Source organism: Acinetobacter sp. BD54 (genome assembly GCF_044778325.1).
Taxonomy (GTDB): domain Bacteria; phylum Pseudomonadota; class Gammaproteobacteria; order Pseudomonadales; family Moraxellaceae; genus Acinetobacter; species Acinetobacter baumannii.
This window is the reverse complement of the sequence record NZ_JANJEP010000018.1, coordinates 14,700-32,867: the sequence shown is the minus strand read 5'-3', so window position 1 is coordinate 32,867 and position 18,168 is coordinate 14,700. Positions and strand designations below refer to the sequence as shown.

34 protein-coding genes are annotated in these 18,168 nt (G+C 39.1%); 17 read left to right on the top strand and 17 right to left on the bottom strand.

The features are described from left to right. Window positions 1-37 precede the first annotated feature (37 nt). From rluD to NQ782_RS18655, 3 genes are all read left to right on the top strand, one after another. Window positions 38-1,090 (top strand): 23S rRNA pseudouridine(1911/1915/1917) synthase RluD, encoded by a 1,053-nt coding sequence (gene rluD, locus NQ782_RS18665; RefSeq protein ID WP_000199621.1) that lies wholly within the window; start codon window positions 38-40, stop codon window positions 1,088-1,090. A gap of 10 nt (window positions 1,091-1,100) precedes the next feature. Continuing rightward, window positions 1,101-1,838 carry a peptidoglycan editing factor PgeF gene (pgeF, locus tag NQ782_RS18660; protein ID WP_000397518.1) on the top strand — a complete coding sequence of 246 codons (738 nt, stop codon included), beginning with the start codon at window positions 1,101-1,103 and terminating at the stop codon, window positions 1,836-1,838. Between the two features lie 220 nt (window positions 1,839-2,058). Next, complete coding sequence (locus tag NQ782_RS18655) at window positions 2,059-2,610, top strand: flavodoxin family protein (protein ID WP_057094038.1); 552 nt, start codon at window positions 2,059-2,061, stop codon at window positions 2,608-2,610. Between the two features lie 42 nt (window positions 2,611-2,652). On the opposite strand, the gene smpB is transcribed toward NQ782_RS18655, so the two are convergent. The 17 genes from smpB to NQ782_RS18570 all read right to left on the bottom strand — a co-directional run bounded on the left by smpB (window position 2,653) and on the right by NQ782_RS18570 (window position 11,215). Next, the gene (gene smpB / locus NQ782_RS18650; RefSeq protein ID WP_001033994.1) at window positions 2,653-3,126 is read right to left on the bottom strand and encodes an SsrA-binding protein SmpB; all 474 of its coding nucleotides are present in this window, start codon (window positions 3,124-3,126) and stop codon (window positions 2,653-2,655) included. A gap of 101 nt (window positions 3,127-3,227) precedes the next feature. Beyond that, window positions 3,228-3,428, bottom strand: coding sequence for an AlpA family transcriptional regulator (locus NQ782_RS18645; protein WP_000401870.1), 201 nt, complete (start codon window positions 3,426-3,428; stop codon window positions 3,228-3,230). Continuing rightward, the gene (locus NQ782_RS18640; RefSeq protein WP_000993706.1) at window positions 3,429-3,911 is read right to left on the bottom strand and encodes a methyltransferase domain-containing protein; all 483 of its coding nucleotides are present in this window, start codon (window positions 3,909-3,911) and stop codon (window positions 3,429-3,431) included. After that, window positions 3,908-4,117: a hypothetical protein gene (locus NQ782_RS18635; RefSeq protein WP_000028960.1), complete on the bottom strand. Its 210-nt coding sequence runs from the start codon at window positions 4,115-4,117 to the stop codon at window positions 3,908-3,910. Before NQ782_RS18635 ends, NQ782_RS18640 begins: the two co-directional genes overlap by 4 nt. Next, entirely contained in the window at window positions 4,114-4,650 is a 537-nt protein-coding gene (locus NQ782_RS18630; RefSeq protein WP_267581298.1) for a DUF551 domain-containing protein, read from the bottom strand. The genes NQ782_RS18635 and NQ782_RS18630 overlap by 4 nt, the downstream gene beginning before the upstream one ends. Window positions 4,651-4,661: 11 nt before the next feature. After that, window positions 4,662-4,925 (bottom strand): hypothetical protein, encoded by a 264-nt coding sequence (locus tag NQ782_RS18625; protein ID WP_000809320.1) that lies wholly within the window; start codon window positions 4,923-4,925, stop codon window positions 4,662-4,664. Then, window positions 4,922-5,581, bottom strand: coding sequence for a hypothetical protein (locus NQ782_RS18620; RefSeq protein WP_000765549.1), 660 nt, complete (start codon window positions 5,579-5,581; stop codon window positions 4,922-4,924). Before NQ782_RS18620 ends, NQ782_RS18625 begins: the two co-directional genes overlap by 4 nt. After that, window positions 5,578-6,516 (bottom strand): hypothetical protein, encoded by a 939-nt coding sequence (locus NQ782_RS18615; protein WP_000993559.1) that lies wholly within the window; start codon window positions 6,514-6,516, stop codon window positions 5,578-5,580. The genes NQ782_RS18620 and NQ782_RS18615 overlap by 4 nt, the downstream gene beginning before the upstream one ends. Window positions 6,517-6,532: 16 nt before the next feature. After that, window positions 6,533-6,715 carry a hypothetical protein gene (locus NQ782_RS18610; RefSeq protein ID WP_002069911.1) on the bottom strand — a complete coding sequence of 61 codons (183 nt, stop codon included), beginning with the start codon at window positions 6,713-6,715 and terminating at the stop codon, window positions 6,533-6,535. Continuing rightward, complete coding sequence (locus NQ782_RS18605; RefSeq protein ID WP_267581297.1) at window positions 6,715-7,095, bottom strand: hypothetical protein; 381 nt, start codon at window positions 7,093-7,095, stop codon at window positions 6,715-6,717. The genes NQ782_RS18610 and NQ782_RS18605 overlap by 1 nt, the downstream gene beginning before the upstream one ends. Further along, window positions 7,092-7,694 (bottom strand): hypothetical protein, encoded by a 603-nt coding sequence (locus tag NQ782_RS18600; RefSeq protein WP_267581296.1) that lies wholly within the window; start codon window positions 7,692-7,694, stop codon window positions 7,092-7,094. Before NQ782_RS18600 ends, NQ782_RS18605 begins: the two co-directional genes overlap by 4 nt. Further along, window positions 7,687-8,007, bottom strand: coding sequence for a hypothetical protein (locus NQ782_RS18595; RefSeq protein WP_104036382.1), 321 nt, complete (start codon window positions 8,005-8,007; stop codon window positions 7,687-7,689). Before NQ782_RS18595 ends, NQ782_RS18600 begins: the two co-directional genes overlap by 8 nt. Further along, the gene (locus tag NQ782_RS18590) at window positions 8,007-8,213 is read right to left on the bottom strand and encodes a hypothetical protein (RefSeq protein ID WP_267581295.1); all 207 of its coding nucleotides are present in this window, start codon (window positions 8,211-8,213) and stop codon (window positions 8,007-8,009) included. The genes NQ782_RS18595 and NQ782_RS18590 overlap by 1 nt, the downstream gene beginning before the upstream one ends. 210 nt (window positions 8,214-8,423) lie before the next feature. Continuing rightward, entirely contained in the window at window positions 8,424-8,957 is a 534-nt protein-coding gene (locus NQ782_RS18585; protein WP_000590883.1) for a DUF4411 family protein, read from the bottom strand. 2 nt (window positions 8,958-8,959) lie between these two features. Beyond that, window positions 8,960-10,081, bottom strand: a complete 1,122-nt coding sequence (locus NQ782_RS18580) for an XRE family transcriptional regulator (RefSeq protein ID WP_032027783.1) — start codon at window positions 10,079-10,081, stop codon at window positions 8,960-8,962. 156 nt (window positions 10,082-10,237) lie between these two features. Further along, a complete protein-coding gene (locus tag NQ782_RS18575) occupies window positions 10,238-10,453 on the bottom strand; it encodes a hypothetical protein (RefSeq protein ID WP_002042732.1) in 216 nt (71 codons plus the stop codon). Window positions 10,454-10,468: 15 nt separating this feature from the next. Then, the gene (locus NQ782_RS18570) at window positions 10,469-11,215 is read right to left on the bottom strand and encodes a S24 family peptidase (protein ID WP_000867174.1); all 747 of its coding nucleotides are present in this window, start codon (window positions 11,213-11,215) and stop codon (window positions 10,469-10,471) included. A 124-nt stretch (window positions 11,216-11,339) separates the two neighbouring features. On the opposite strand from NQ782_RS18570, the gene NQ782_RS18565 reads away from it, so the two are divergent. From NQ782_RS18565 to NQ782_RS18500, 14 genes are all read left to right on the top strand, one after another. Next, window positions 11,340-11,570 carry a hypothetical protein gene (locus tag NQ782_RS18565; RefSeq protein WP_001068245.1) on the top strand — a complete coding sequence of 77 codons (231 nt, stop codon included), beginning with the start codon at window positions 11,340-11,342 and terminating at the stop codon, window positions 11,568-11,570. Window positions 11,571-11,580: 10 nt separating this feature from the next. Continuing rightward, window positions 11,581-11,847 (top strand): hypothetical protein, encoded by a 267-nt coding sequence (locus tag NQ782_RS18560; protein WP_000051088.1) that lies wholly within the window; start codon window positions 11,581-11,583, stop codon window positions 11,845-11,847. A gap of 51 nt (window positions 11,848-11,898) precedes the next feature. After that, window positions 11,899-12,957, top strand: a complete 1,059-nt coding sequence (locus tag NQ782_RS18555) for a hypothetical protein (RefSeq protein WP_120754950.1) — start codon at window positions 11,899-11,901, stop codon at window positions 12,955-12,957. Continuing rightward, window positions 12,938-13,729 carry a hypothetical protein gene (locus NQ782_RS18550; protein WP_228202684.1) on the top strand — a complete coding sequence of 264 codons (792 nt, stop codon included), beginning with the start codon at window positions 12,938-12,940 and terminating at the stop codon, window positions 13,727-13,729. Before NQ782_RS18555 ends, NQ782_RS18550 begins: the two co-directional genes overlap by 20 nt. Beyond that, window positions 13,726-13,977, top strand: coding sequence for a hypothetical protein (locus tag NQ782_RS18545; RefSeq protein WP_000644293.1), 252 nt, complete (start codon window positions 13,726-13,728; stop codon window positions 13,975-13,977). Before NQ782_RS18550 ends, NQ782_RS18545 begins: the two co-directional genes overlap by 4 nt. Next, on the top strand, window positions 13,974-14,150 hold the full coding sequence (locus NQ782_RS18540; protein ID WP_170248256.1) for a hypothetical protein: 177 nt from the start codon (window positions 13,974-13,976) through the stop codon (window positions 14,148-14,150). Before NQ782_RS18545 ends, NQ782_RS18540 begins: the two co-directional genes overlap by 4 nt. After that, the gene (locus NQ782_RS18535) at window positions 14,147-14,527 is read left to right on the top strand and encodes a hypothetical protein (RefSeq protein ID WP_267581294.1); all 381 of its coding nucleotides are present in this window, start codon (window positions 14,147-14,149) and stop codon (window positions 14,525-14,527) included. The genes NQ782_RS18540 and NQ782_RS18535 overlap by 4 nt, the downstream gene beginning before the upstream one ends. 1 nt (window position 14,528) lies before the next feature. Next, window positions 14,529-14,885, top strand: a complete 357-nt coding sequence (locus NQ782_RS18530) for a hypothetical protein (RefSeq protein ID WP_267581293.1) — start codon at window positions 14,529-14,531, stop codon at window positions 14,883-14,885. Further along, window positions 14,878-15,066, top strand: a complete 189-nt coding sequence (locus NQ782_RS18525; protein WP_267581292.1) for a hypothetical protein — start codon at window positions 14,878-14,880, stop codon at window positions 15,064-15,066. Before NQ782_RS18530 ends, NQ782_RS18525 begins: the two co-directional genes overlap by 8 nt. Then, the gene (locus NQ782_RS18520; RefSeq protein ID WP_031981164.1) at window positions 15,063-15,500 is read left to right on the top strand and encodes a hypothetical protein; all 438 of its coding nucleotides are present in this window, start codon (window positions 15,063-15,065) and stop codon (window positions 15,498-15,500) included. Before NQ782_RS18525 ends, NQ782_RS18520 begins: the two co-directional genes overlap by 4 nt. Beyond that, window positions 15,500-15,766 (top strand): hypothetical protein, encoded by a 267-nt coding sequence (locus NQ782_RS18515; RefSeq protein ID WP_000356599.1) that lies wholly within the window; start codon window positions 15,500-15,502, stop codon window positions 15,764-15,766. The genes NQ782_RS18520 and NQ782_RS18515 overlap by 1 nt, the downstream gene beginning before the upstream one ends. Window positions 15,767-15,776: 10 nt before the next feature. Next, window positions 15,777-16,217 (top strand): hypothetical protein, encoded by a 441-nt coding sequence (locus NQ782_RS18510; RefSeq protein WP_039245343.1) that lies wholly within the window; start codon window positions 15,777-15,779, stop codon window positions 16,215-16,217. 94 nt (window positions 16,218-16,311) lie between these two features. After that, entirely contained in the window at window positions 16,312-17,103 is a 792-nt protein-coding gene (locus tag NQ782_RS18505) for a GIY-YIG nuclease family protein (RefSeq protein WP_000148031.1), read from the top strand. Window positions 17,104-17,806: 703 nt separating this feature from the next. Beyond that, window positions 17,807-18,064, top strand: coding sequence for a hypothetical protein (locus tag NQ782_RS18500; RefSeq protein WP_267581291.1), 258 nt, complete (start codon window positions 17,807-17,809; stop codon window positions 18,062-18,064). Window positions 18,065-18,168 lie beyond the last annotated feature (104 nt).

Below are 18,168 nucleotides of genomic sequence, written 5' to 3'. Positions count from 1 at the left end.
AATTGCGCTATTAAACCACTTTTATCTAAATGATCAAATGACTTCAGCACAATCTTCAAACACAAACTTCTCTGAAACAGACTTCAATTTACTAGAAGATTCTGAGGATGCAGATAACCATACTTCTGATACAACTGCAACACGTTTATCGTTGCAAGTTCAGTTAGATGAAAGCTACTTAGGGCAACGTATCGACCAAGTGGCAGCCATGGTGTGGAGTGAGTTTTCACGCGAAAAACTTAAACAATGGATGAAAGAAGGTCATCTGTTGGTAAATGGTAACATTGTCAAACCTAAATATCGCTGCGAAGGCAATGAAACGCTAACTTTAAATGTTGAGCTTGAAGCACAGACCAACAGTCAACCAGAAAATATTCCACTCGATATTGTTTACGAAGATGAAGATATTTTAGTCATTAATAAACCGGTAGGTATGGTGGTTCATCCTGGCGCAGGTAATACCTCGGGTACTTTGGTCAATGCTTTGCTTTACCATTCACCTAAGTCAGCCGAGCTTTCACGTGCTGGTCTAGTACATCGTATTGATAAAGATACCAGTGGTTTACTAGTTGTTGCTAAAAATCTCGAAGCACAATTTTCTTTGAGTAAACAATTGGGAGATAAATCTGTTTATCGTATTTATGACTTAGTCACTTATGGCAATATTATCGCAGGTGGCACAATCGATGAGCCGATTAAAAGACATCCGGTTGACCGTGTAAAAATGGCAATTTTGCCGGGTGGGCGTGATGCTGTAACGCACTATAACGTGAAAGAGCGTTTTAGAGACTTTACCCGTGTACAAGCGCAACTTGAGACTGGCCGTACCCACCAGATTCGCGTTCACTTTAGTTATATTGGACATGGTTTGGTTGGTGACCAAGTTTATATGAACCGTGTACGTATTCCGGCAGGGGCATCTGAGTTACTCATCGAAACTTTACGCGGTTTTAAACGCCAAGCACTTCATGCTGCTAAATTGGGATTAAAACACCCTCGTACTGGTGAAGAAATGTTATTCGAAGCACCATGGCCTGAAGATTTTACGCAGTTGGTTAATGTTTTACGTACAGAAAACGCTGCATATTAAGGACTGGTATATGGAATTTGTTCAAGGTTTACCTCAAGGCGTATTCGTAGGGCAGACACGAGTTCATCACCCTTTGGCATTACCAGCAGAGCAAACAGAGCTAACAGGTTTTAATCTTGCTTTGCACGTTAAAGACGAAGCTCAGCGTGTCCAGCAGCATCGGATGATGCTGTTAGATGAATTTGCTCAGTTTGGGGTTAAAAAAATGACATGGATGACCCAAACACATAGCACGATTTGCCATACAGTAAATGAACAAATTCCCTTTACAGCTTTAATTGGCGACGGCTTGATTACGCAAACCAAAGGTCATGCGTTAATGATGATGACAGCCGATTGTTTACCAGTCGTGCTTGGTAATGCTGAAGGTACAGAAATTGCTAACTTACATGCAGGTTGGCGAGGTTTAGCGGGAGGTATTATTGAAAATACAGTCGCTGCAATGCAGAGTCCTCCAACATGGGCATGGTTGGGTGCAGCGATTAGTCAACCTTGCTTTGAAATTGGAGCAGAGGTAAAAACTGCTTTTTGTAGTAAATATCCTGAATTGGAAACTGCATTTATTGATGGGGTAGCTCCAAATAAATTTCATGCTGATTTGTATGCAATTGCTCGTTTTATCTTACAGAGCCTAGGAGTTGAAAAAGTTTTAGGGGGAGATCAGTGTTCATACCAACAGCAAGATGAATATTTTTCTTACCGCCGTGATGCTAAAACTGGCCGTATGGCAACTTTTGTTTTTATGTAGTTTTGAAAAATCATATTTTTTCTTAAGGATATGATTGTTGTAATAATACTCTCTTATGTTGTTTAAATTTCAAAATAGCATAAGAGAGTTTTTTATTTTGAATTTTCCATATTTATTCAAGAAATTAAGGCAAGTACTGAGATTTCATGTTTATAGAGGAAGGTTTAGCAAGTTTTAATAAAATGATAAAATAGAAAAAATCGCTCAAAATATTAAGCTTATGTCTTTGCCTGAAAAACATCTCTCTATTGTCTATCACAGTCCCTATGGTCACACTGCAAAGGTAGCGTCTGCTATCGCAAGTGGCGCCGAAGTGATGGGCGTCAAAGTACATGTGATGAATATTGAGCATATTGATTGGGATGTTTTAGATGCCTCACAGGGCATTATTTTTGGTTCCCCAACTTATATGGGAAGCGTAACTGCCGATTTTAAAAAGTTTATGGATAGTACATCTAAACGTTGGAAAAATCGTTTATGGCAGGGTAAGTTAGCAGCGGGTTTTGCAAATTCGGGCGGTTTAAGTGGTGATAAACTGGCGGTTCTGCAACAACTTAATATTTTTGCGATGCAGCACGGCATGTTGTGGTCAGGTTTACCTTTAATGACAACAGGCTATACTGAAACCGATTTAAACCGTTTATCGAGCTGTTTAGGGTTGATGACTCAATCAGATAATGCGCCTGTTGAAATTACACCGCCGCAAGGTGATTTAGATACTGCTAAATGGTTTGGTGAATATATTGCTGGGCTTTTATATAGATTAAATTAGTGAAAAATAAAAAAGCCTCTATAAAGAGGCTTTTTTAGTCTATTACTTATGAAATATACGTGCTTTATCACGTTGCCAGTCACGTTCTTTTTCAGTTGCTCGTTTATCGTGAAGTTGTTTACCTTTCACGAGTGCAATTTCAAGCTTAACCAGATGACCTTTCCAGTAACATGCTAATGGAACGCACGAATAACCTTTTTGGTTCACCGCACCCATAAGCTTTTCAAGTTCACGACGAGATAATAATAATTTTCGTGTACGTGTAGCTTCTGGCACAATATGTGTAGATGCAGAAAGGAGTGGTTGAATCTGAGCACCAAATAAGAATGCTTCACCATTTTTAAAAATGACATAACTTTCTGTCAAACTCATACGACCGGCACGTAAAGATTTTACTTCCCAGCCTAGTAAAGACATGCCAGCTTCAAATTTTTCTTCGATAAAATAATCATGACGGGCACGTTTGTTTTGTGCAATGGTTCCGCCATTATGTTTCTTTACAACTATCTTGTTCATCTTAACCTTTTGAAAATGATCAATTAAATTCTAAATGGCTAGGGTGTTACCCGCTTAATTACCCGTTTTTAAACACACTCGACTTAAAAGAAAGCCTGCAATTAGCAGGCTATCATATCAGAATTATCTTTGTGTTTTTCGACAACTTTCTTAACACTAGATTCGTGCCAAAATACCTCTTTGTCACTTACCTTGATAGGTTGAGGAATTTCACCATTCTTTATCATGCGATAGAATTTGGTGCGGCCAATAGACATTAGCATCATAAACTCTTTAGCACGTACACGACGATCAATCTCCATTCACCCCTCCTTACTTTCCGCTTTCATAAAAGTAATCCAATGTGTGTTACTGCGCTTTCCGCTAATGTGTCCAAACAATGGTTTTTGATCTGTCAGTTCTAAAAGTTCACTTACTTTGATCTGTGTTTCATTCCATTTGAAAATTAAAACACCGCCATTGGCCAACACTCGAAAGCACTCTGCAAAACCTTTACGAATATCTTCGCGCCAATCTTCTGACAACTTTCCATACTTGGCAGCTAACCAACTTTGTTTACCAGCCTTCACTAGGTGAGGAGGGTCAAACACAACCAGAGTAAATTGGCCATCCTTAAAAGGCATTTCGCGAAAGTCCATCATCACATCCGGCTCAATCACTAAAGAGCGCCCATCACACAAGGTATGTTCTTCTTTTCGAATATCGCCATAGACTACATTTGGATTTTGACGATCAAACCACATCATGCGAGAGCCACAGCATGGATCTAAAATTTGTGCATTCATCCCTCAGCTCCCGATTCAATATCCAGCTTCATTGCACCTTCCTCTGGATATTCGGTCATCCAAAAGTAATAGCCTTTGCCACTGTGCCCATCTTCAAAAAATTTAATAGTTAGTTCAGTTTCAAGTTGATCTAAATCATTTTCACCATCTGGATTTACAAATTCGAGAAGGCTTTTTAGTTGATGACCGCTAAGTGTTATGCTCATTGTTCAGCTCCCGATTCGCTTGCTTCTTTTAGTGGCTTCCAATGAGTTACTTTTTCCTCAATAAAATAACTAGAATACTCATCACCAATGTAAGCTGTATTTGCATACCATCCTTCTTTGACATAACCGCAGCCGCGATCTTCGTCATAGTCGTACCAATCATCATCACCGTGATACTCTTCAGTGAACTTAGGAATAAAATGAGCAACCATTTGGTTTTGGTTTTTAGCTGGGTTTGCATCTAACAAAACAAGCACATTTCGTAATGATTCAGGCATTTGAACTTCAACTGAGATCCATTCTGGCACCGTCTGAGCTTTGGCTTTTTCTAGCTCTGCTCTAAGCCTGTCAATTTCACATGCCGCATGGTTAAAAATAACACGTAATTCATCTTCGTTATATTCATCTGCATGCATCATCATTAAATGACTGATTTCGGTGCCAAATTGACTATCATCTGCAAATACCCAAACCGCACCATCATCTTGCTCAAAGCGTAGATTAACTTCACTTCCCTTATTCAAATCTGTCATGCTGCTGCTCCTTAGCTCGGTCTTTTGCTGAATTTGTCAAACGTTGCCATGAACTGATCAACACTGAATTGAATTGTTTTCTTGGCATTGTGCGGTTCAAATTGAGCAGCATATAAAGCCATACCAAGCCACATTACTGAGAATGTGAAAACCTTTGCTGAGTCTTTATCTTGGCTATTCATTTCATCAACCATAGGCCCAATAATTTTCTTAAAAATCTCTTCTGCGATCTGGTCAGAAGTACCGCTAATTGTGTTTAATTCGATTTGTTTCATGCTGCCACCTTTGCCTTAATGCGCTCTTGATATAACTTTGCGTAGTACTCTTGAGCATGTGGAATTTTGTCTTTGATCTTCTGGATCATTGCTTCGTCACGTTTGTAGGTGACAGTTGTTAAACGTTCTCTAAGATCGATACGCTCAACTAAATCAATTAGCTGTTCTCGGTCATCCCAATCATTTGTAAGCTCGACAGGGCAAGGGAGTAGCCAGAAATCAACCATTGCTTGTTCACAGTCGTAAAGCCACATGTAGCCTTGCATCTGCCAGTCATAACCGGCTTTCTTTGCCTTTTCTTCTGCTTCATCTTGAAAGAAGGGATGAGTACCAATATCCCAAGTACATTTAGTGTCGATGATCAACTTGTTATTTAGGTCAAGAATGTCACATTCACCAGTGATTAGTTCATTTTCCAAACGGCCTTGATGTTTTAAGTATTGACGAAAACGAACCTTACCAGACAGGCTAATTGCGATTTCTTCAAGCGCATTACCTTTAGCCGTGTACTGGTTGCCTTTGAAAGACTTGAACGTGGTCAAGTCCTCCTTAACGATTGTTCTAATCTCAGTCTTAGCTGTATCGCTAAGAACTGAGCCTTTAGTTTTAGGGTCGCCTACAAGCTTATGAAGGCTTGAGCATCGGAATAGCTTCATAGTGCATTTACCTCAGCTCTTTGTGCATTAGTAAGTGCATAGCCTTCTAATACATATTCTTTAGTAACTGCATCGGCTTTGATTTGCTCTAAGAGAACCGGGAACTCGTTGTCTGGTACAGTTGGTTTAACTTCCTGAACTTCTCCAACTTCCTTCACAGTGACATTTTTAAACCAGTCTTTAGGTGAACTCATGCCATCACGTAAGCTAGTGAAAATCTTGCGAAGCGCAACGATATTGGCTGCTGTAATAGCATCAAGACGACGCTGAATGTAATCTTCAATGTCTTTCTTGGTGACGTTAAATTGCTCAAAGGCAACAACAAGTTTTTGTACAGCTTCTGGTGAAGTATCAGCACTTGCATGGATTGTCTTTTCACACTGATTAACTGCATCATCAATTACATCACCGGGTATTACACCTAAGATGCATGCACGAAGACGACGAGCGCCATTATTTGCAACCAATTCATAAATATCGCGTGGATCTGTTAATTTTTTAGATCCATTGCGTGTGTAGCGTATATGTGGAACCTGAAATACCTTTGTTTGACGGGTGTTTGTCTCTACATCCCAAGCAAAAGCTTCAACCGTTGATTCGCCATTTTCAGAAGATAATTCACGGATACCGTACTGAATATTCCCCCAATTCTGAGCAAGCATTTCCGCAAGTCGAATTGATGGACCAGTTACCGAACTACCACCACGAGCATAAGAATAAACAGCCGATTGAGCTAAACCTGGACGCTGGCAAGCGTTCATAATCCGGTCATAAGCTTCAATTGGATTGCGTGGAAACTGTTTAGCAATAACTAAAGCTGCTTGAACCTCTGCAATTGCACGTTGACTATCAGATTGAACTGTAGACATTGCTTGAGTAGTAGGAGCAGCTACTGCAAAAGGGTTCTGTCCTGAGTGTTGCACTGGCGCATTCATAATCTTCTCCTAATTCTTAAAATGGCAACTGCTGAGTAGTGTCTGAATATCGGACTTCAATTTGTCCTTGTGTGGACTCCTCAATCAGCATCTTGAAGTAGGCCATTGCCTCAGCAAGTGTTGTCTCTGTTGCGGAAGCAGGACGACGGATAAGCACATCCATAGCTTCAAGTAGTTTTCTTTTCTCATGTACTTGCATCACACCACTCCCGCTTCTTCATCTGCCAATTCTTCGGCGTAGTATTTAAGCTGCTCGTTTAAGCTGTTTACTTGTGAGTCTGTAAGCTTGAAACGTAAGCCAATTGGTGACTCAATGCCGTCTTTATCAGTCACTACAGCATGAGTTTTTGTGTCCACTACAAGCACTTCATACTCTTGATCACGAGCACAGCCACTAAACTGATCAGTTACTTCACGAGTGTCATAAGTCGTTTCGGCTTTGATCTGGCAGTTAAGAACATTGCAGCCGTAAGTTAAGTCGAAATAAACCGTTTCACCTTCAACTTGAATGTCTGTAGACATATCTAAGTAAGGGAAAGAAGGGCACAGCAACTCTGGTTTAAGGGCTAACATATTCATGAGTTAGTACCTCTCACTGCCGAGTCAAATACTGCTTCCAAAGCGTCACGAGCCTTTGTGTATTCCTCTTCGGTTTTGTAGCAATACTGATGTCTGCCAACATTCAGAACGAAAGATGTGTCATCTCGTCCGCCAATTTTTGCTTTGTATGGAGCAGGTATTTCAAGTTCAAGCTTGATGGTTTGGGGTTTGATGCGTAGTTTCTCTGCGGTATCAAACACAGAAACAAATGTGTTCCCTTTTACTTCAAACCATTCATCACGGCTTTTTCTAAAGTACTCAACAATTTCGCCCTTAGCCCATGCAAGCTTCGCCTCAGCACCGCTAATCAAGGCTGGGTCTTGGGTGGCGCGTTTCCAAAGCGTACTTGATTGATCAATCCCATCATCACCACTGACAAATTGCCATTCCCTATAAGCACTATTCCAAGATTTAGCAAACTTACCTCTATAGAAAACTTTATGACCTGTAGGCCACTGCATTAAACAATCGGCACCTTCTGGAATTTCAATCCAATGTGGACGCACTGGCATATTTACTGACTGTTTTACTAAGGCATATCCATCTGTTGGATCTAAATATTCTTTGTAGTTATCCATGAGAGAGGCCCTCAACTTCACAATCTTCAATATGCAATTCGCGTCTGTTAAAGAAGGTGCTGTTATCAGAGATTCCTGTCATGCCTTTTTTCCACCAAGGAACTACATGTCCAAAAACATCCCAAGTACCATCCTGTCCACCGTTCAAGACAAGTTCGGCTGCATATTTATATAGATCATCAGATTTGGTAATGTCGTAACCGCAAGCATTGATTCCTTCAATGTCTTCAGCAGACAATTCTTGAAATTCATCTGGAAGTTCAATTTCAATTTGAGCTTCAACAGTGATCGTTACTAATTTTTTAATACCCATCACTCCACCCCCTCAACCTGAACTCGCACATACATGTTCTGTTTTGCTTTGAGTTCGTTTGCTGCTTGTTCGTCGGCACATGAACGAAGGAAAGGGACTACGATAAAAACACCGATGACCATAGATAGCACCGAGCCACCTAAGAAGCCTTTGAAGCTGTCTATTGCAGCTTGGCTAAACTTGTACTTTTCAATTCTTTGATTCATAATGACCTCACTCGTTGAGTAAAAGTCCCGTCGGTCAGATGTCTGGGACTTTTTTGTTATCTGGTGAGATTTATTAAACCAAAGGTATAAAATAAAAGCAAGCATAAATTAAACCATAGGTGAAAATAATTTATGATTAGGTTTAAATATGCTTTAATAGGCAAAAGAAAACCCACACGGGGTGGGTTGGATGGGGAAATATAAAAATAATTAAAACAAAAATCCAAGTTTTGAAAATAAATAAGACCAGTTACCACATTCAATATTTAGTTTTTCACAAATATTGGGAACTTTCATGTTGTGGCCTTGTGATTTAGCATCCCAGTTTAAAAAAGGATTTCTTTGCTCGCACGTTATAACACAAGCATCTGAACCATAATGATGAGCCAAACTAACAACATCAAGATCAGCGTAATTATCTTTTGTTACGTGGTGTGAATTTTTTGATGCATTATATTTTAATAACTCTTGTTTTAAACCAAGGATTGATGCTCCGTGTTCATTTGGCTTGATTTGATGAACGCAGAAACGATCAAGAAAGGCATGAAATATTGATTCATCATACTCATAGTCTGCAATCTTTTGTTCAATTTCATGCAAAACAGCTTCACACATATAAAACTTAACTTGGTTGGCTAGTCTGGAGCTTTCTAAAGAACTCCATATTTCCTTAAATATTTGTTCTGGATAATTTCTGTAACAAAAGTCTAATACAGCATTTGTATCTAAGCTAATTTTAATCATTATTAGAAGACCTTTTGCTGCAATTCTTTAAAGGCTGACGGTTTTGATGTCTTATGGAATCCAAGAATATTTTTGGCGGTATTGGATGATATGCGCTCTTGCCACATTGCACTCATAACTTTTTCAACAAAGTTGTAGCCAAAATACTTTAAGACCATATTTTCCTTCTTAGAACCGAACCCCCCACCATTTTCTTTGGGTTTGATGTAATCTAAATAATCAGCAAGCTGATCTTGATTTATTAATCCAAGTATTTTTAACTGAATGGCAATAGCTGCCTTGCTTGCTTTTGTTTGTTTTCGAATAAGAATAACATTCTCTTCGATGGTTAAATTTTCATTAAAGCAATCAGCCACAATATTTTTTGGGGCTAAAACATACCCTGTAACTTGATCACAATATTTTTCAAGACTATTGTCAGATTCTAGTAATCGCCCATCAAAGACACTACTACCTAATCCCAAATGGACAATTTCATGAACCAAAGTAAATAGCTTTCTAGATTGAGATTGTCCTGAGCTAAAAATGGCAATAATGGGTACCGCATCAAAATACAAACACATACCATCCGAGCCAAATTTATCACGCCCTCTATCTATAACTACTACATCCATGAGCTCTACAATGTCTCTCCAAGCATTAAAGTAATCATCTGAATTCTTGATTTTTTTGCTGTGTGTGTAAAAACCAAAATAGTCAATTATTGCTTGAGCATCTTCTTCTGCATTAGTTCCGCTAAGCTTCAAATCGAAAGCTTTAGGCTCTTCATTCAGAGAACTTAATATAGATATAAAGTTATCTCTAACTTGGCAAAATTCCTGCACTAAAGCATTTTCTTTATATCTATCTTCGGGGATATCTATATGATTTCTAAATTCTATTATTTCAGGCGTATTACGCTCATAGATAAAATTATCAGTTGTTAGATACACTGTTGGCACAAATAAAACTTTTGAAATAGTTTCTAATTGGCTTAGCTTAAATACTTCAACTTCATCCAAGGCCTTATTAATTTTGCTTTGAGATATCTTAGTTAAATCGGCGAGTGCACTCGCTGACACATTCATGTCAGTCATATAGCGCCTTAGCGCATTTGGTGAGTGTTTAACCAATTCAATAACCATCAGTCTTTAAAAGCCTCTTGTAGATACCTAGCATTATACTAGATTTATTTTAGCACTTGCTGAATTTAGCCCAATTAATTCCCAATCCAAAACCCCACAAAGCAGCGTAATGTCTGCCTTCACCTTATCCAATGACTGTGTCGGGTTCACAGTTTATTAATCTTTGGTGTTATTAATTTTCTGTCCAAGCTTTCCTTCTTTTACCAACTGCACGACCTGCTCATTAGTAAGCACAGGAATAAAGACTTTGTCGCCAATATCTTTGGAAAGAATCTTCACTTCTTCGGCTGTTAGCACCAAAGCTTCACCATGTTTCGCAGCATCATTGATGCGAGCAATAATCTGATTGATTGGTAGTTTTGCGTTATCCAATTCCATTCTCCTTTTTTAACCTGCACGCCAAAATTGGCGACCCATAACTTTAAAATTCAATCCATTTTGCTCCGTGACTTCACGATCTCTGTATTTAGGATTTAGGCTGTGCAGAATCAGTTTCCCGCCTTCTTCCTTGAAAATCTGCTTAATCATGCCTTCACCCTCAAAGTAAACAGCATAAATTTGACCATCGATAATGTCGGTTTGGGATATATCAATGCCAACCAAATCCCCATCATCAATCTTGTCCGCCATGCTGTCGCCTTTAGCCTTGATGATGCGCATGCAATCAGGATGAACATTTTTTTGTTTAAAAAAACTAGGTGGGAATGGCTGTTTTCCATTGATCACATCAAAGTGAAACTCTATAGACTCTCCTGTGCCACAAGAAAAACTTGCCTCTACCACATCAATCCAGATAAATCCATCATCCCCACCATACTCAACTACTGACGGGCTTTGAATATCATTCACATCAAATGATGATTCATCTTTCTTGGATAGACCGTGCTTATCCATAAATTCTTGCATGTTGAAGTTGGTTAAATTTTGTTTTTTCTTCCCGTTTAGAAGCCATCCGGCATCAACTTCTAAAAGTTCGGCCAACTTATCCAAAGTCTCTTTGCCAATCTGTCCTTTTTTCCATTTAGAAGGCGCTTGAGGAGTCAGGCCAATCATTGTGGCAGCTTTAGACCATGATAATTTCTTTGCTTTCAGTGCTTCCTGAATGCGCTCAACCATTGTGCTCATAACTTTCATCGCGTGAAACCTTTGGTTAAATTTTCGTATAAAAAATATAAAATTGTAAGCAACCATAGGTTGAAAATAATTTTAACTCATGGTTTAATAAAAATATTAATTAGGTTTAAATGAGGTTTAAGATATGAATCCTATTCAACAAGCCATTGATGCTGTTGGTGGGCGAACCAATGCAGCGTCATTACTTGGGATATCCTACGTTGCTGTAAGAAAGATGGCAGAGAAAGGTGTATTGCCACGTACTGATTACACAGGTGAAACCAACTACGCACAGATTCTTGCTGAGCACAGTAACGGGAAAGTGACTCAAGAATGGCTACTCGATAAAGCAAATCCAAAACATTTAGCGGCATAAGGAAAGTTTTATGAGCCTTGAAAAAAAATCTACGCATGTGCGTTTATCTCCCGAAATCCATGAACGAGCTAAAACACTCGCTTCTGTAAAAGAAAAAGACCTTGCCAGCTATTTGGCTTTCTTGCTTGAGAAAGAAATCGTAGGTGAGTGGCATGTCTTTAATTTACAAGCAAAAGCTTTTCAGCGCTTGGGATTAGGCGCTTTAGTACGGGATATCTCTACTGAAATCAGCTTCGATGAGGAACCAGAAGGGATTAACGGGGATTTAGATAAATAAAAAAGCCTGATTTCGTGGATCAGGCTTCGATATTCATTACAGGAGCAATGAATGAAAACAAATTTAGCACAAGAGCCACCAATTCCACAAGGTGAGTTGGTTCACTTTCCGAAGAAAGAGCGTAATGCTATGTCGGATCAACTTTCAAAAGGCTTCATCATGAAAAGCCGTCTTTACCATTATGAGGTAGAGCCGTTCATTTCTGATGCAGCTAAGAACGTATATTCAGCGATTATGGGGTTTACTAACGGATTTAATAAACCTTCTGACCATATCTCACATCGTCAATTACAGGGTGGAAAGCTTAAAGGATCTAACAAGCTTAGCTCTGGCACAGTAACCAATGGTCTAAAAGAATTAACTTGGTTTGAGGTTATTACAGTTGTTGAGCGTAATAACAAATTAGGCAACAAATACCAGATTAATGAAGTGTCTTTAGTAGAGGCTTTTGAGAAATTTAGTGCTTCAGAAATTAAAGCACTCCGCATCAATAACCGATGCGCTTCGATTAGTGAAGCGCTTCAGTTAGTGGTGCAGTCCGCTTCAGTTAGTGGTGCGGAAGGTGCTTCGACTAGTGGTGCATCAATAGAGTTTCTTTTTATAGATTCTTTTAGAAATATATTTATTAACTCGCTTCGCTCAAACAAACCACTTGAAGCTCATTTTTATGTTTATCAAGAAACTCAAAAACAGATCATTCTTGAACAACAAAAACTAGAAGCTGAAGAGAAAGCAAAAGCTGAAAAAGAACGCAAAGACAAAGTACGCAAGTTAAGTTTTGATGAAGTTATCAAACTTACTAAAAACACTTTTGCAAACCTTTGTGATCTTGAACTTTGGGAACAGTACGTAGCTAACCGTTCTCAACAAGCTAAAACCAAATTAACTAAGAATGCTCTCAACGCAATCTACAAAGATTTCATTGAATGGGGTTATGAAGGCTCTAACCAGTCTTTGAAAACCTCAATCACTGGCAATTATCAAGGTCTATTCGCCCCAAAACAACAAACGCATGGGTTCGCTAATCACAGCCAAGCTGCAACTCGCATGTCTGAAATTCAAGAGTTAATCGCAAAAGAGGAGGCAGGCAATGAACAGTATGGTTTCTAACAATCAAAATGCAGTAGCACATATCAATTCAGCAAAAGTTGTTGGAATCTTCAAAGCGATTGCACCTCGCTCATTTGAGAAAACTTTTGAAGGAATTGCAACAGAGCAAATCAATCATGCAATGAAGATCTGTCTTGATGGCCTTACTCATGAGCAAGTGAACAAAGGCTTATCAATGGTCCGTGATAACGGCTACTGTCCAGATCCTGCAATGTTTCGCAAATGGTGCTTAGGGATTGAGGGCTTTGGATCTGAGCAACAAAGAGCGATTGACTCATACAAGGGTAAGAACGCAGCACTAGCAAACATTCTTAGATGGCGTGCAGATCAATCAGCACCAATCACAAACGCTGAAAAAGAAGCATATGACCGTTGTTATGAGATGTTCAATGCAATTGAGTGGGCTTACAACTCTGATAAAGCTGCATATTTAGCATATGACGCATTTAAAGAAAATTATGTGGAAGTGGTTAAAGAACTAGTCGCAAAAGGAGAACAGCAAGGCATCTGGACAGCACCAAAAGCAATTAGCTCCAAAGTTAAACGAATGGTTAGTTATGCCCAAGATTACTTAAACAGCACAGATGGAGTGCATGCATATTCTGCAAGTGCAGCAGGAATCGCTAAAGAACAATTCTTCTCGATTACTAGAGCAGAAGTCAAAGAGCATCAGGATAGAAACAATATTTTTGCATATGACAAAGCTTTGTACGAGTTGATATCTCAGAAGCTTAATTCTCTTGTCTGGGAAGAAGAGAGAGGTGCAGCGTGAAAGCAATAAAACGAGTTAAAGCATTCCAAAACATTTTTGACATTTTGTTATTCGCTACACATGCAACACAACCTTTCACGATGAAGGATTTGCATGACCATGTGTTAGATGCACCTAACAACACTATCCAGTGCTATGTGCAGGAATTAATTAAAAGCGGCTACTTGGAAAAGGACTCATACGCAACTTACAAAGCAACTCAGTTTGCAAAGGACTTGCTGAATGTTAAAGGGGAGCTGAAAGCATGATCGAATTTGCAGATTACAACTCAATGATGAAGCTGCGTAGAGCGTACAACCTCGGTACTCGTAATGAAGAAACAAGAGCAGCAGCGAACCTATACGAGAAATTAAGAAAGCTGAAAATGCTAGACCAGCTTAAGCAGGAAGCCATTACTAAACGTTACAAGGAGGCGGTATGAGCAAGAAAAAGGAGCCAGCCATGAGTGAGTTTAAAGCGGGTGACTGGGTCAAAACCCAAGGACATATAGGACTAATGGTGATTTACAAAGTGACTGGTGAAAAAGCCATTGTGGATGTGATCAGTAGAACAGGAAAGTCGATTGGGCTATCTGGATACAAACTATCTGAGATTGAGCGCGCATCAGAAGCTGAGATTAAAGCAGGCCACCGCATTGAATCAAGCAACGATCAAGCAATAAGTGATTGTAGTGTCTCAAATTTATGCCAAAACGATACACAAAACAGTTTGCCTATCAAGCAAGAGAATCAAGACATGGGCGACGACTCCCACATAGAAAACCGTATCAGCCCGCTGTGTAAATCAAAGGATTTTTGAGATGGATAAGTGTAGAGAAGAGTTTGAAGCATATTTCAAAGATCATCATGCGGATAGTTTTTATAGTGTTGATGTTGCTTTAGAAATGCGTGGAGATGATTACATTGACTTTCTGGCCTCTGATTTATGGGCTATTTGGCAGCACCAGCAAGCGAAAGTGGAGGAGGCAAACGCGAAAGCGCAAATGTGCCGAGATGAAAAGAATCATGCAATTAATCGCTGGTCAGCAGTTTGTAAGGAACGTGACGAGCTGCAAAAGCGGGTGGATGCGGCAATTAAATGCGCTGATCTTAATTTTTGGAATGCAAATACGGTTAAGGCGATGGTTGAAGCGCTCAAGGGGGAAGGAAATGATTAAGACAATTCTAATCATTGTGCTGATCGTATACTCGGTGAGTATTACTGGTTTGTTCTTGATCCTCCGCAAAATGTTTAATGACTACATTCAGGTAACTGACCTTAAAATTAAACAACATGATCTGGATGTAAACGAATTGCAAAAAGGTGCAAGCCTAACCAACCATAGGATTGAGCTATGACCACATTCAAAGAGGCTCAAATCATCATCGGCATCGATCCTGACTTGGAAAAGTCGGGAGTTGCCATTCTAGGTAATGACTTGCAGCTCAAAAATCTAACTTTCCCTGAAACTGTTGAGCTATTCAGAAATGAACAGGACAGCATCAAAAAGGTTGTGATCGAAGCAGGCTGGGAGAACAAGAAAGCAAACTTCAGAGTAGGTGGTGGTCACTCAAGACAAGTGAATGAGCAGATTGCTAGACGCGTTGGGATGAATCACGCGACTGGCATCTTATTGGCTGAGATAGCACAGGCATTGGGCTTAGCAGTTTTACTGGTGAAGCCTACTAAATCAAAGCTCAATGCAGAGCAGTTTAACAAGATTACAGGTTGGCAAGGGCGTACGAATCAAGAGCAGCGTGACGCAGGCATGTTGATTTGGGGGATGAGGTGATGGATAAAGAAGCTTGGAATTTAACTTATCGCTGGCACATTCAAAAACTCAAAAATTGGTACTCAGACCAATGGTATGACTTCCTAGATGCTCTTGAAGAATTATTAAAACTAATGTGGATAGTTCTAAGGTTGTTGTTATCTCCGTTGCTTTGGATGATTGTCTTAATGTTTGACTTAAGAACCTATTACAAGCAATTGAAAACTTATGATCAAGAGAGTCGTGAGCGAGTAAGAAAACATATCGAAAGATCAGAGAAGAAGTAAGGGGAAAGAGATGAATGCGGCAGTAGTAACACCAGTAATGGATTGGAACAAATACACAATTGATGGATGGCTAGAGCAGTTCGGCGCTTGGTGTGAAACTGTGCGCATGAAAGGAGGGGATTTACCAGATGATCTTCATATCAATCAAATTTACTGGTTAATGCGTGAAGCAGACAGAGAGCTTCCAAAAGGTAAATCTTACATTCGATGTGAGATTAATGACTTTGAGGCGGATCAAGTACAGGCTTTGTTGCGAAGTGTCCTAAGATCAGAAAAAGTGGATTATCAGGCTAAATATGCAGTGATGTGCTTAGTTCGACATAAGGTGGAAAACAGATCATTAAGTGCTGTGGGTATCATCACGAAGCAATCTAAGGCACAAGTAAATATCATGGTTGGATGTGCAAGATTCTTTCTTCATGCACATGATAAAAGATTAAGAATATCATGAGTTTAATTGTATTTATGGTATAATATTTAAGCAAGCCATACAGGTGCTACCAACACCTATATGGCTCTAATCAATTCGTTAAAAGGGCAACAAAATGACTGGAAGCAATTCTATTGTCATAGCGGAAGCTATGCAAACAAAAAGTGCAAGAACAAAATTAACACAGGATCAATTTATTGAAAATTGCAAACAAATCCATGGTGACAAATATGATTATTCAATAACAAACTTCCAAAGATTATATGGGAAGGTGTCAATAATTTGTAAGGTTCATGGCGTTTTTGAGCAAAGGGCTGATCGACATATGCGAGGAATGGTTTGCTCAAAATGCTCAACCAAGGCTAAGTTAACAAAGGAAGATTTTGTAAGAAAAAGTAGGGAGAAGCACGGTGATAGATATGATTACACTGAAACTGTATATGTGAAGTCTACTTTAAAAGTAAAAATTAAGTGTCACAAACATGGTTTCTTTGAACAAAGAGCTAACGCGCATCTTTTAGGTCAAGGATGTCCAAATTGCTTCTTAAGCCCTTTAAGCAAAACACAGTATCAAAAGTTGTGTAGTGAAAAATATCATGGCAATTCCAGTATTTATTTTGTCCGCTGTTTTAGAGAAAATGAATCGTTTATAAAGATCGGTATTTGTGCAACAACTGTTGAGCAGCGTTTTTTAACTATTTCCAAGATGCCATACAAATATGAGCTTATAAAGCAAATTGAAGGAAGGGCTTCCAGAATATGGGATATGGAAAAGAAGATACATAAGTTCTTATCAAAGTTTAAGTATTCTCCAAAAATTGGTTTTGCTGGAATGGGTGAATGCTATAGAGATGATGATTTAGTTTATGAAAAGTTTGAAGAAGTGTTGACTCGTTTAAACGCGTAGGGTAAATTATGTGTTAGAGTGGATTTTCTATACGTGATTCACTAGGTGATGGATTCTTACAGCGTCTTTCGCCGATCGAGATTAAATATGCCCTAGAGTGAAATAGTCTGTAAGCCTCAAGGGTTCTCACCAATTTTAAAAGCTCATCATCCGATGGGCTTTTTGCTTTTATGCCCTACAAGCTTAGAACATTGGATTCTCCGATGTGCTGGACTGGATTTCTAGTCGATGCTTAAACGTAGGGCTTTTTGCTTTTTGGAGCATTTAAAAATATTAAAACCCATAATCAAAAGTTTGCTGATTAGCTAAAGACTGTTTAAGCAAACACGTCTAGACACCACGAAAGAGTGTACAACCCATGCAGTTCATCGCGCATGGATGGGATATGCAGGAAATACATACCAGATTGGGAGTGATGCCCCGCCATTAAAATAGATCTGAAAGCTGAAACGTAAAATACTGTGCCCATCCAGTGGTTTTATAAAGTAAGTGAGTAGCGGTAGGCCACAGTACTGTTATAAAGCTGTGGCAATTCTTTGGAGGTCCACATGCTCCGAATAATTAAGCAGGTCTTTTGCATACATGTTTGGGAATATGGGTTGGATTACAACGACGACCCGATCAAAGAATGCAGAATGTGTGGAAAGATTAAATCTCTATAAATATGCTATAATTTAGCCAAACAAATTATAATGGTGCGGTTATGGATTTAATAGAAAAATTAGGCGGTTATGAAGCTGCAAGTAAAATCAGAGTTGCCTTTGATGCCACTCATTACTGCATTTCTAAAAAAAGCATGATGAAGGTATTTTCACCAAGTAAAGAGATGCAAGAAACAAGAAATTATTTATTGGAAAATTGTGGGTATACAGAAACCAAATTAGCTGATGATGATTTGGTTACTCAAGAAGAAATTGATAATGCTTTAGAGCAATACCGTTTGAAGCATAATATTCAATAAAGTTAGTTCAAGTTAAGTGTTTGTAGCCCTGCATTTGCGGGGTTTTCTTTTTTTGGAGAATACCAATGGATGGTTATGGCATTAGCAAAGACGGTATTGGATTG

Coding starts and splice junctions, on each gene's coding strand:
- NQ782_RS18590 (WP_267581295.1), bottom strand. CDS start 8,213: ATGAATCAAAGAATTGAAAAGTACAAGTTTAGCCAAGCTGCAATAGAC.
- NQ782_RS18530 (WP_267581293.1), top strand. CDS start 14,529: ATGGATAAGTGTAGAGAAGAGTTTGAAGCATATTTCAAAGATCATCAT.
- NQ782_RS18535 (WP_267581294.1), top strand. CDS start 14,147: ATGAGCAAGAAAAAGGAGCCAGCCATGAGTGAGTTTAAAGCGGGTGAC.
- NQ782_RS18595 (WP_104036382.1), bottom strand. CDS start 8,007: ATGGGTATTAAAAAATTAGTAACGATCACTGTTGAAGCTCAAATTGAA.
- NQ782_RS18635 (WP_000028960.1), bottom strand. CDS start 4,117: ATGAGCATAACACTTAGCGGTCATCAACTAAAAAGCCTTCTCGAATTT.
- NQ782_RS18515 (WP_000356599.1), top strand. CDS start 15,500: ATGGATAAAGAAGCTTGGAATTTAACTTATCGCTGGCACATTCAAAAA.
- NQ782_RS18540 (WP_170248256.1), top strand. CDS start 13,974: ATGATCGAATTTGCAGATTACAACTCAATGATGAAGCTGCGTAGAGCG.
- NQ782_RS18560 (WP_000051088.1), top strand. CDS start 11,581: ATGAGCCTTGAAAAAAAATCTACGCATGTGCGTTTATCTCCCGAAATC.
- NQ782_RS18615 (WP_000993559.1), bottom strand. CDS start 6,516: ATGAATGCGCCAGTGCAACACTCAGGACAGAACCCTTTTGCAGTAGCT.
- NQ782_RS18580 (WP_032027783.1), bottom strand. CDS start 10,081: ATGGTTATTGAATTGGTTAAACACTCACCAAATGCGCTAAGGCGCTAT.
- NQ782_RS18585 (WP_000590883.1), bottom strand. CDS start 8,957: ATGATTAAAATTAGCTTAGATACAAATGCTGTATTAGACTTTTGTTAC.
- NQ782_RS18630 (WP_267581298.1), bottom strand. CDS start 4,650: ATGACAGATTTGAATAAGGGAAGTGAAGTTAATCTACGCTTTGAGCAA.
- NQ782_RS18555 (WP_120754950.1), top strand. CDS start 11,899: ATGAAAACAAATTTAGCACAAGAGCCACCAATTCCACAAGGTGAGTTG.
- NQ782_RS18525 (WP_267581292.1), top strand. CDS start 14,878: ATGATTAAGACAATTCTAATCATTGTGCTGATCGTATACTCGGTGAGT.
- NQ782_RS18620 (WP_000765549.1), bottom strand. CDS start 5,581: ATGAAGCTATTCCGATGCTCAAGCCTTCATAAGCTTGTAGGCGACCCT.
- NQ782_RS18500 (WP_267581291.1), top strand. CDS start 17,807: ATGGATTTAATAGAAAAATTAGGCGGTTATGAAGCTGCAAGTAAAATC.
- NQ782_RS18600 (WP_267581296.1), bottom strand. CDS start 7,694: ATGGATAACTACAAAGAATATTTAGATCCAACAGATGGATATGCCTTA.
- NQ782_RS18605 (WP_267581297.1), bottom strand. CDS start 7,095: ATGAATATGTTAGCCCTTAAACCAGAGTTGCTGTGCCCTTCTTTCCCT.
- NQ782_RS18505 (WP_000148031.1), top strand. CDS start 16,312: ATGACTGGAAGCAATTCTATTGTCATAGCGGAAGCTATGCAAACAAAA.
- NQ782_RS18520 (WP_031981164.1), top strand. CDS start 15,063: ATGACCACATTCAAAGAGGCTCAAATCATCATCGGCATCGATCCTGAC.
- NQ782_RS18625 (WP_000809320.1), bottom strand. CDS start 4,925: ATGAAACAAATCGAATTAAACACAATTAGCGGTACTTCTGACCAGATC.
- NQ782_RS18610 (WP_002069911.1), bottom strand. CDS start 6,715: ATGCAAGTACATGAGAAAAGAAAACTACTTGAAGCTATGGATGTGCTT.
- NQ782_RS18640 (WP_000993706.1), bottom strand. CDS start 3,911: ATGAATGCACAAATTTTAGATCCATGCTGTGGCTCTCGCATGATGTGG.
- rluD (WP_000199621.1), top strand. CDS start 38: ATGACTTCAGCACAATCTTCAAACACAAACTTCTCTGAAACAGACTTC.
- NQ782_RS18570 (WP_000867174.1), bottom strand. CDS start 11,215: ATGAAAGTTATGAGCACAATGGTTGAGCGCATTCAGGAAGCACTGAAA.
- NQ782_RS18550 (WP_228202684.1), top strand. CDS start 12,938: ATGAACAGTATGGTTTCTAACAATCAAAATGCAGTAGCACATATCAAT.
- NQ782_RS18645 (WP_000401870.1), bottom strand. CDS start 3,428: ATGGAGATTGATCGTCGTGTACGTGCTAAAGAGTTTATGATGCTAATG.
- NQ782_RS18655 (WP_057094038.1), top strand. CDS start 2,059: ATGTCTTTGCCTGAAAAACATCTCTCTATTGTCTATCACAGTCCCTAT.
- smpB (WP_001033994.1), bottom strand. CDS start 3,126: ATGAACAAGATAGTTGTAAAGAAACATAATGGCGGAACCATTGCACAA.
- NQ782_RS18510 (WP_039245343.1), top strand. CDS start 15,777: ATGAATGCGGCAGTAGTAACACCAGTAATGGATTGGAACAAATACACA.
- NQ782_RS18565 (WP_001068245.1), top strand. CDS start 11,340: ATGAATCCTATTCAACAAGCCATTGATGCTGTTGGTGGGCGAACCAAT.
- pgeF (WP_000397518.1), top strand. CDS start 1,101: ATGGAATTTGTTCAAGGTTTACCTCAAGGCGTATTCGTAGGGCAGACA.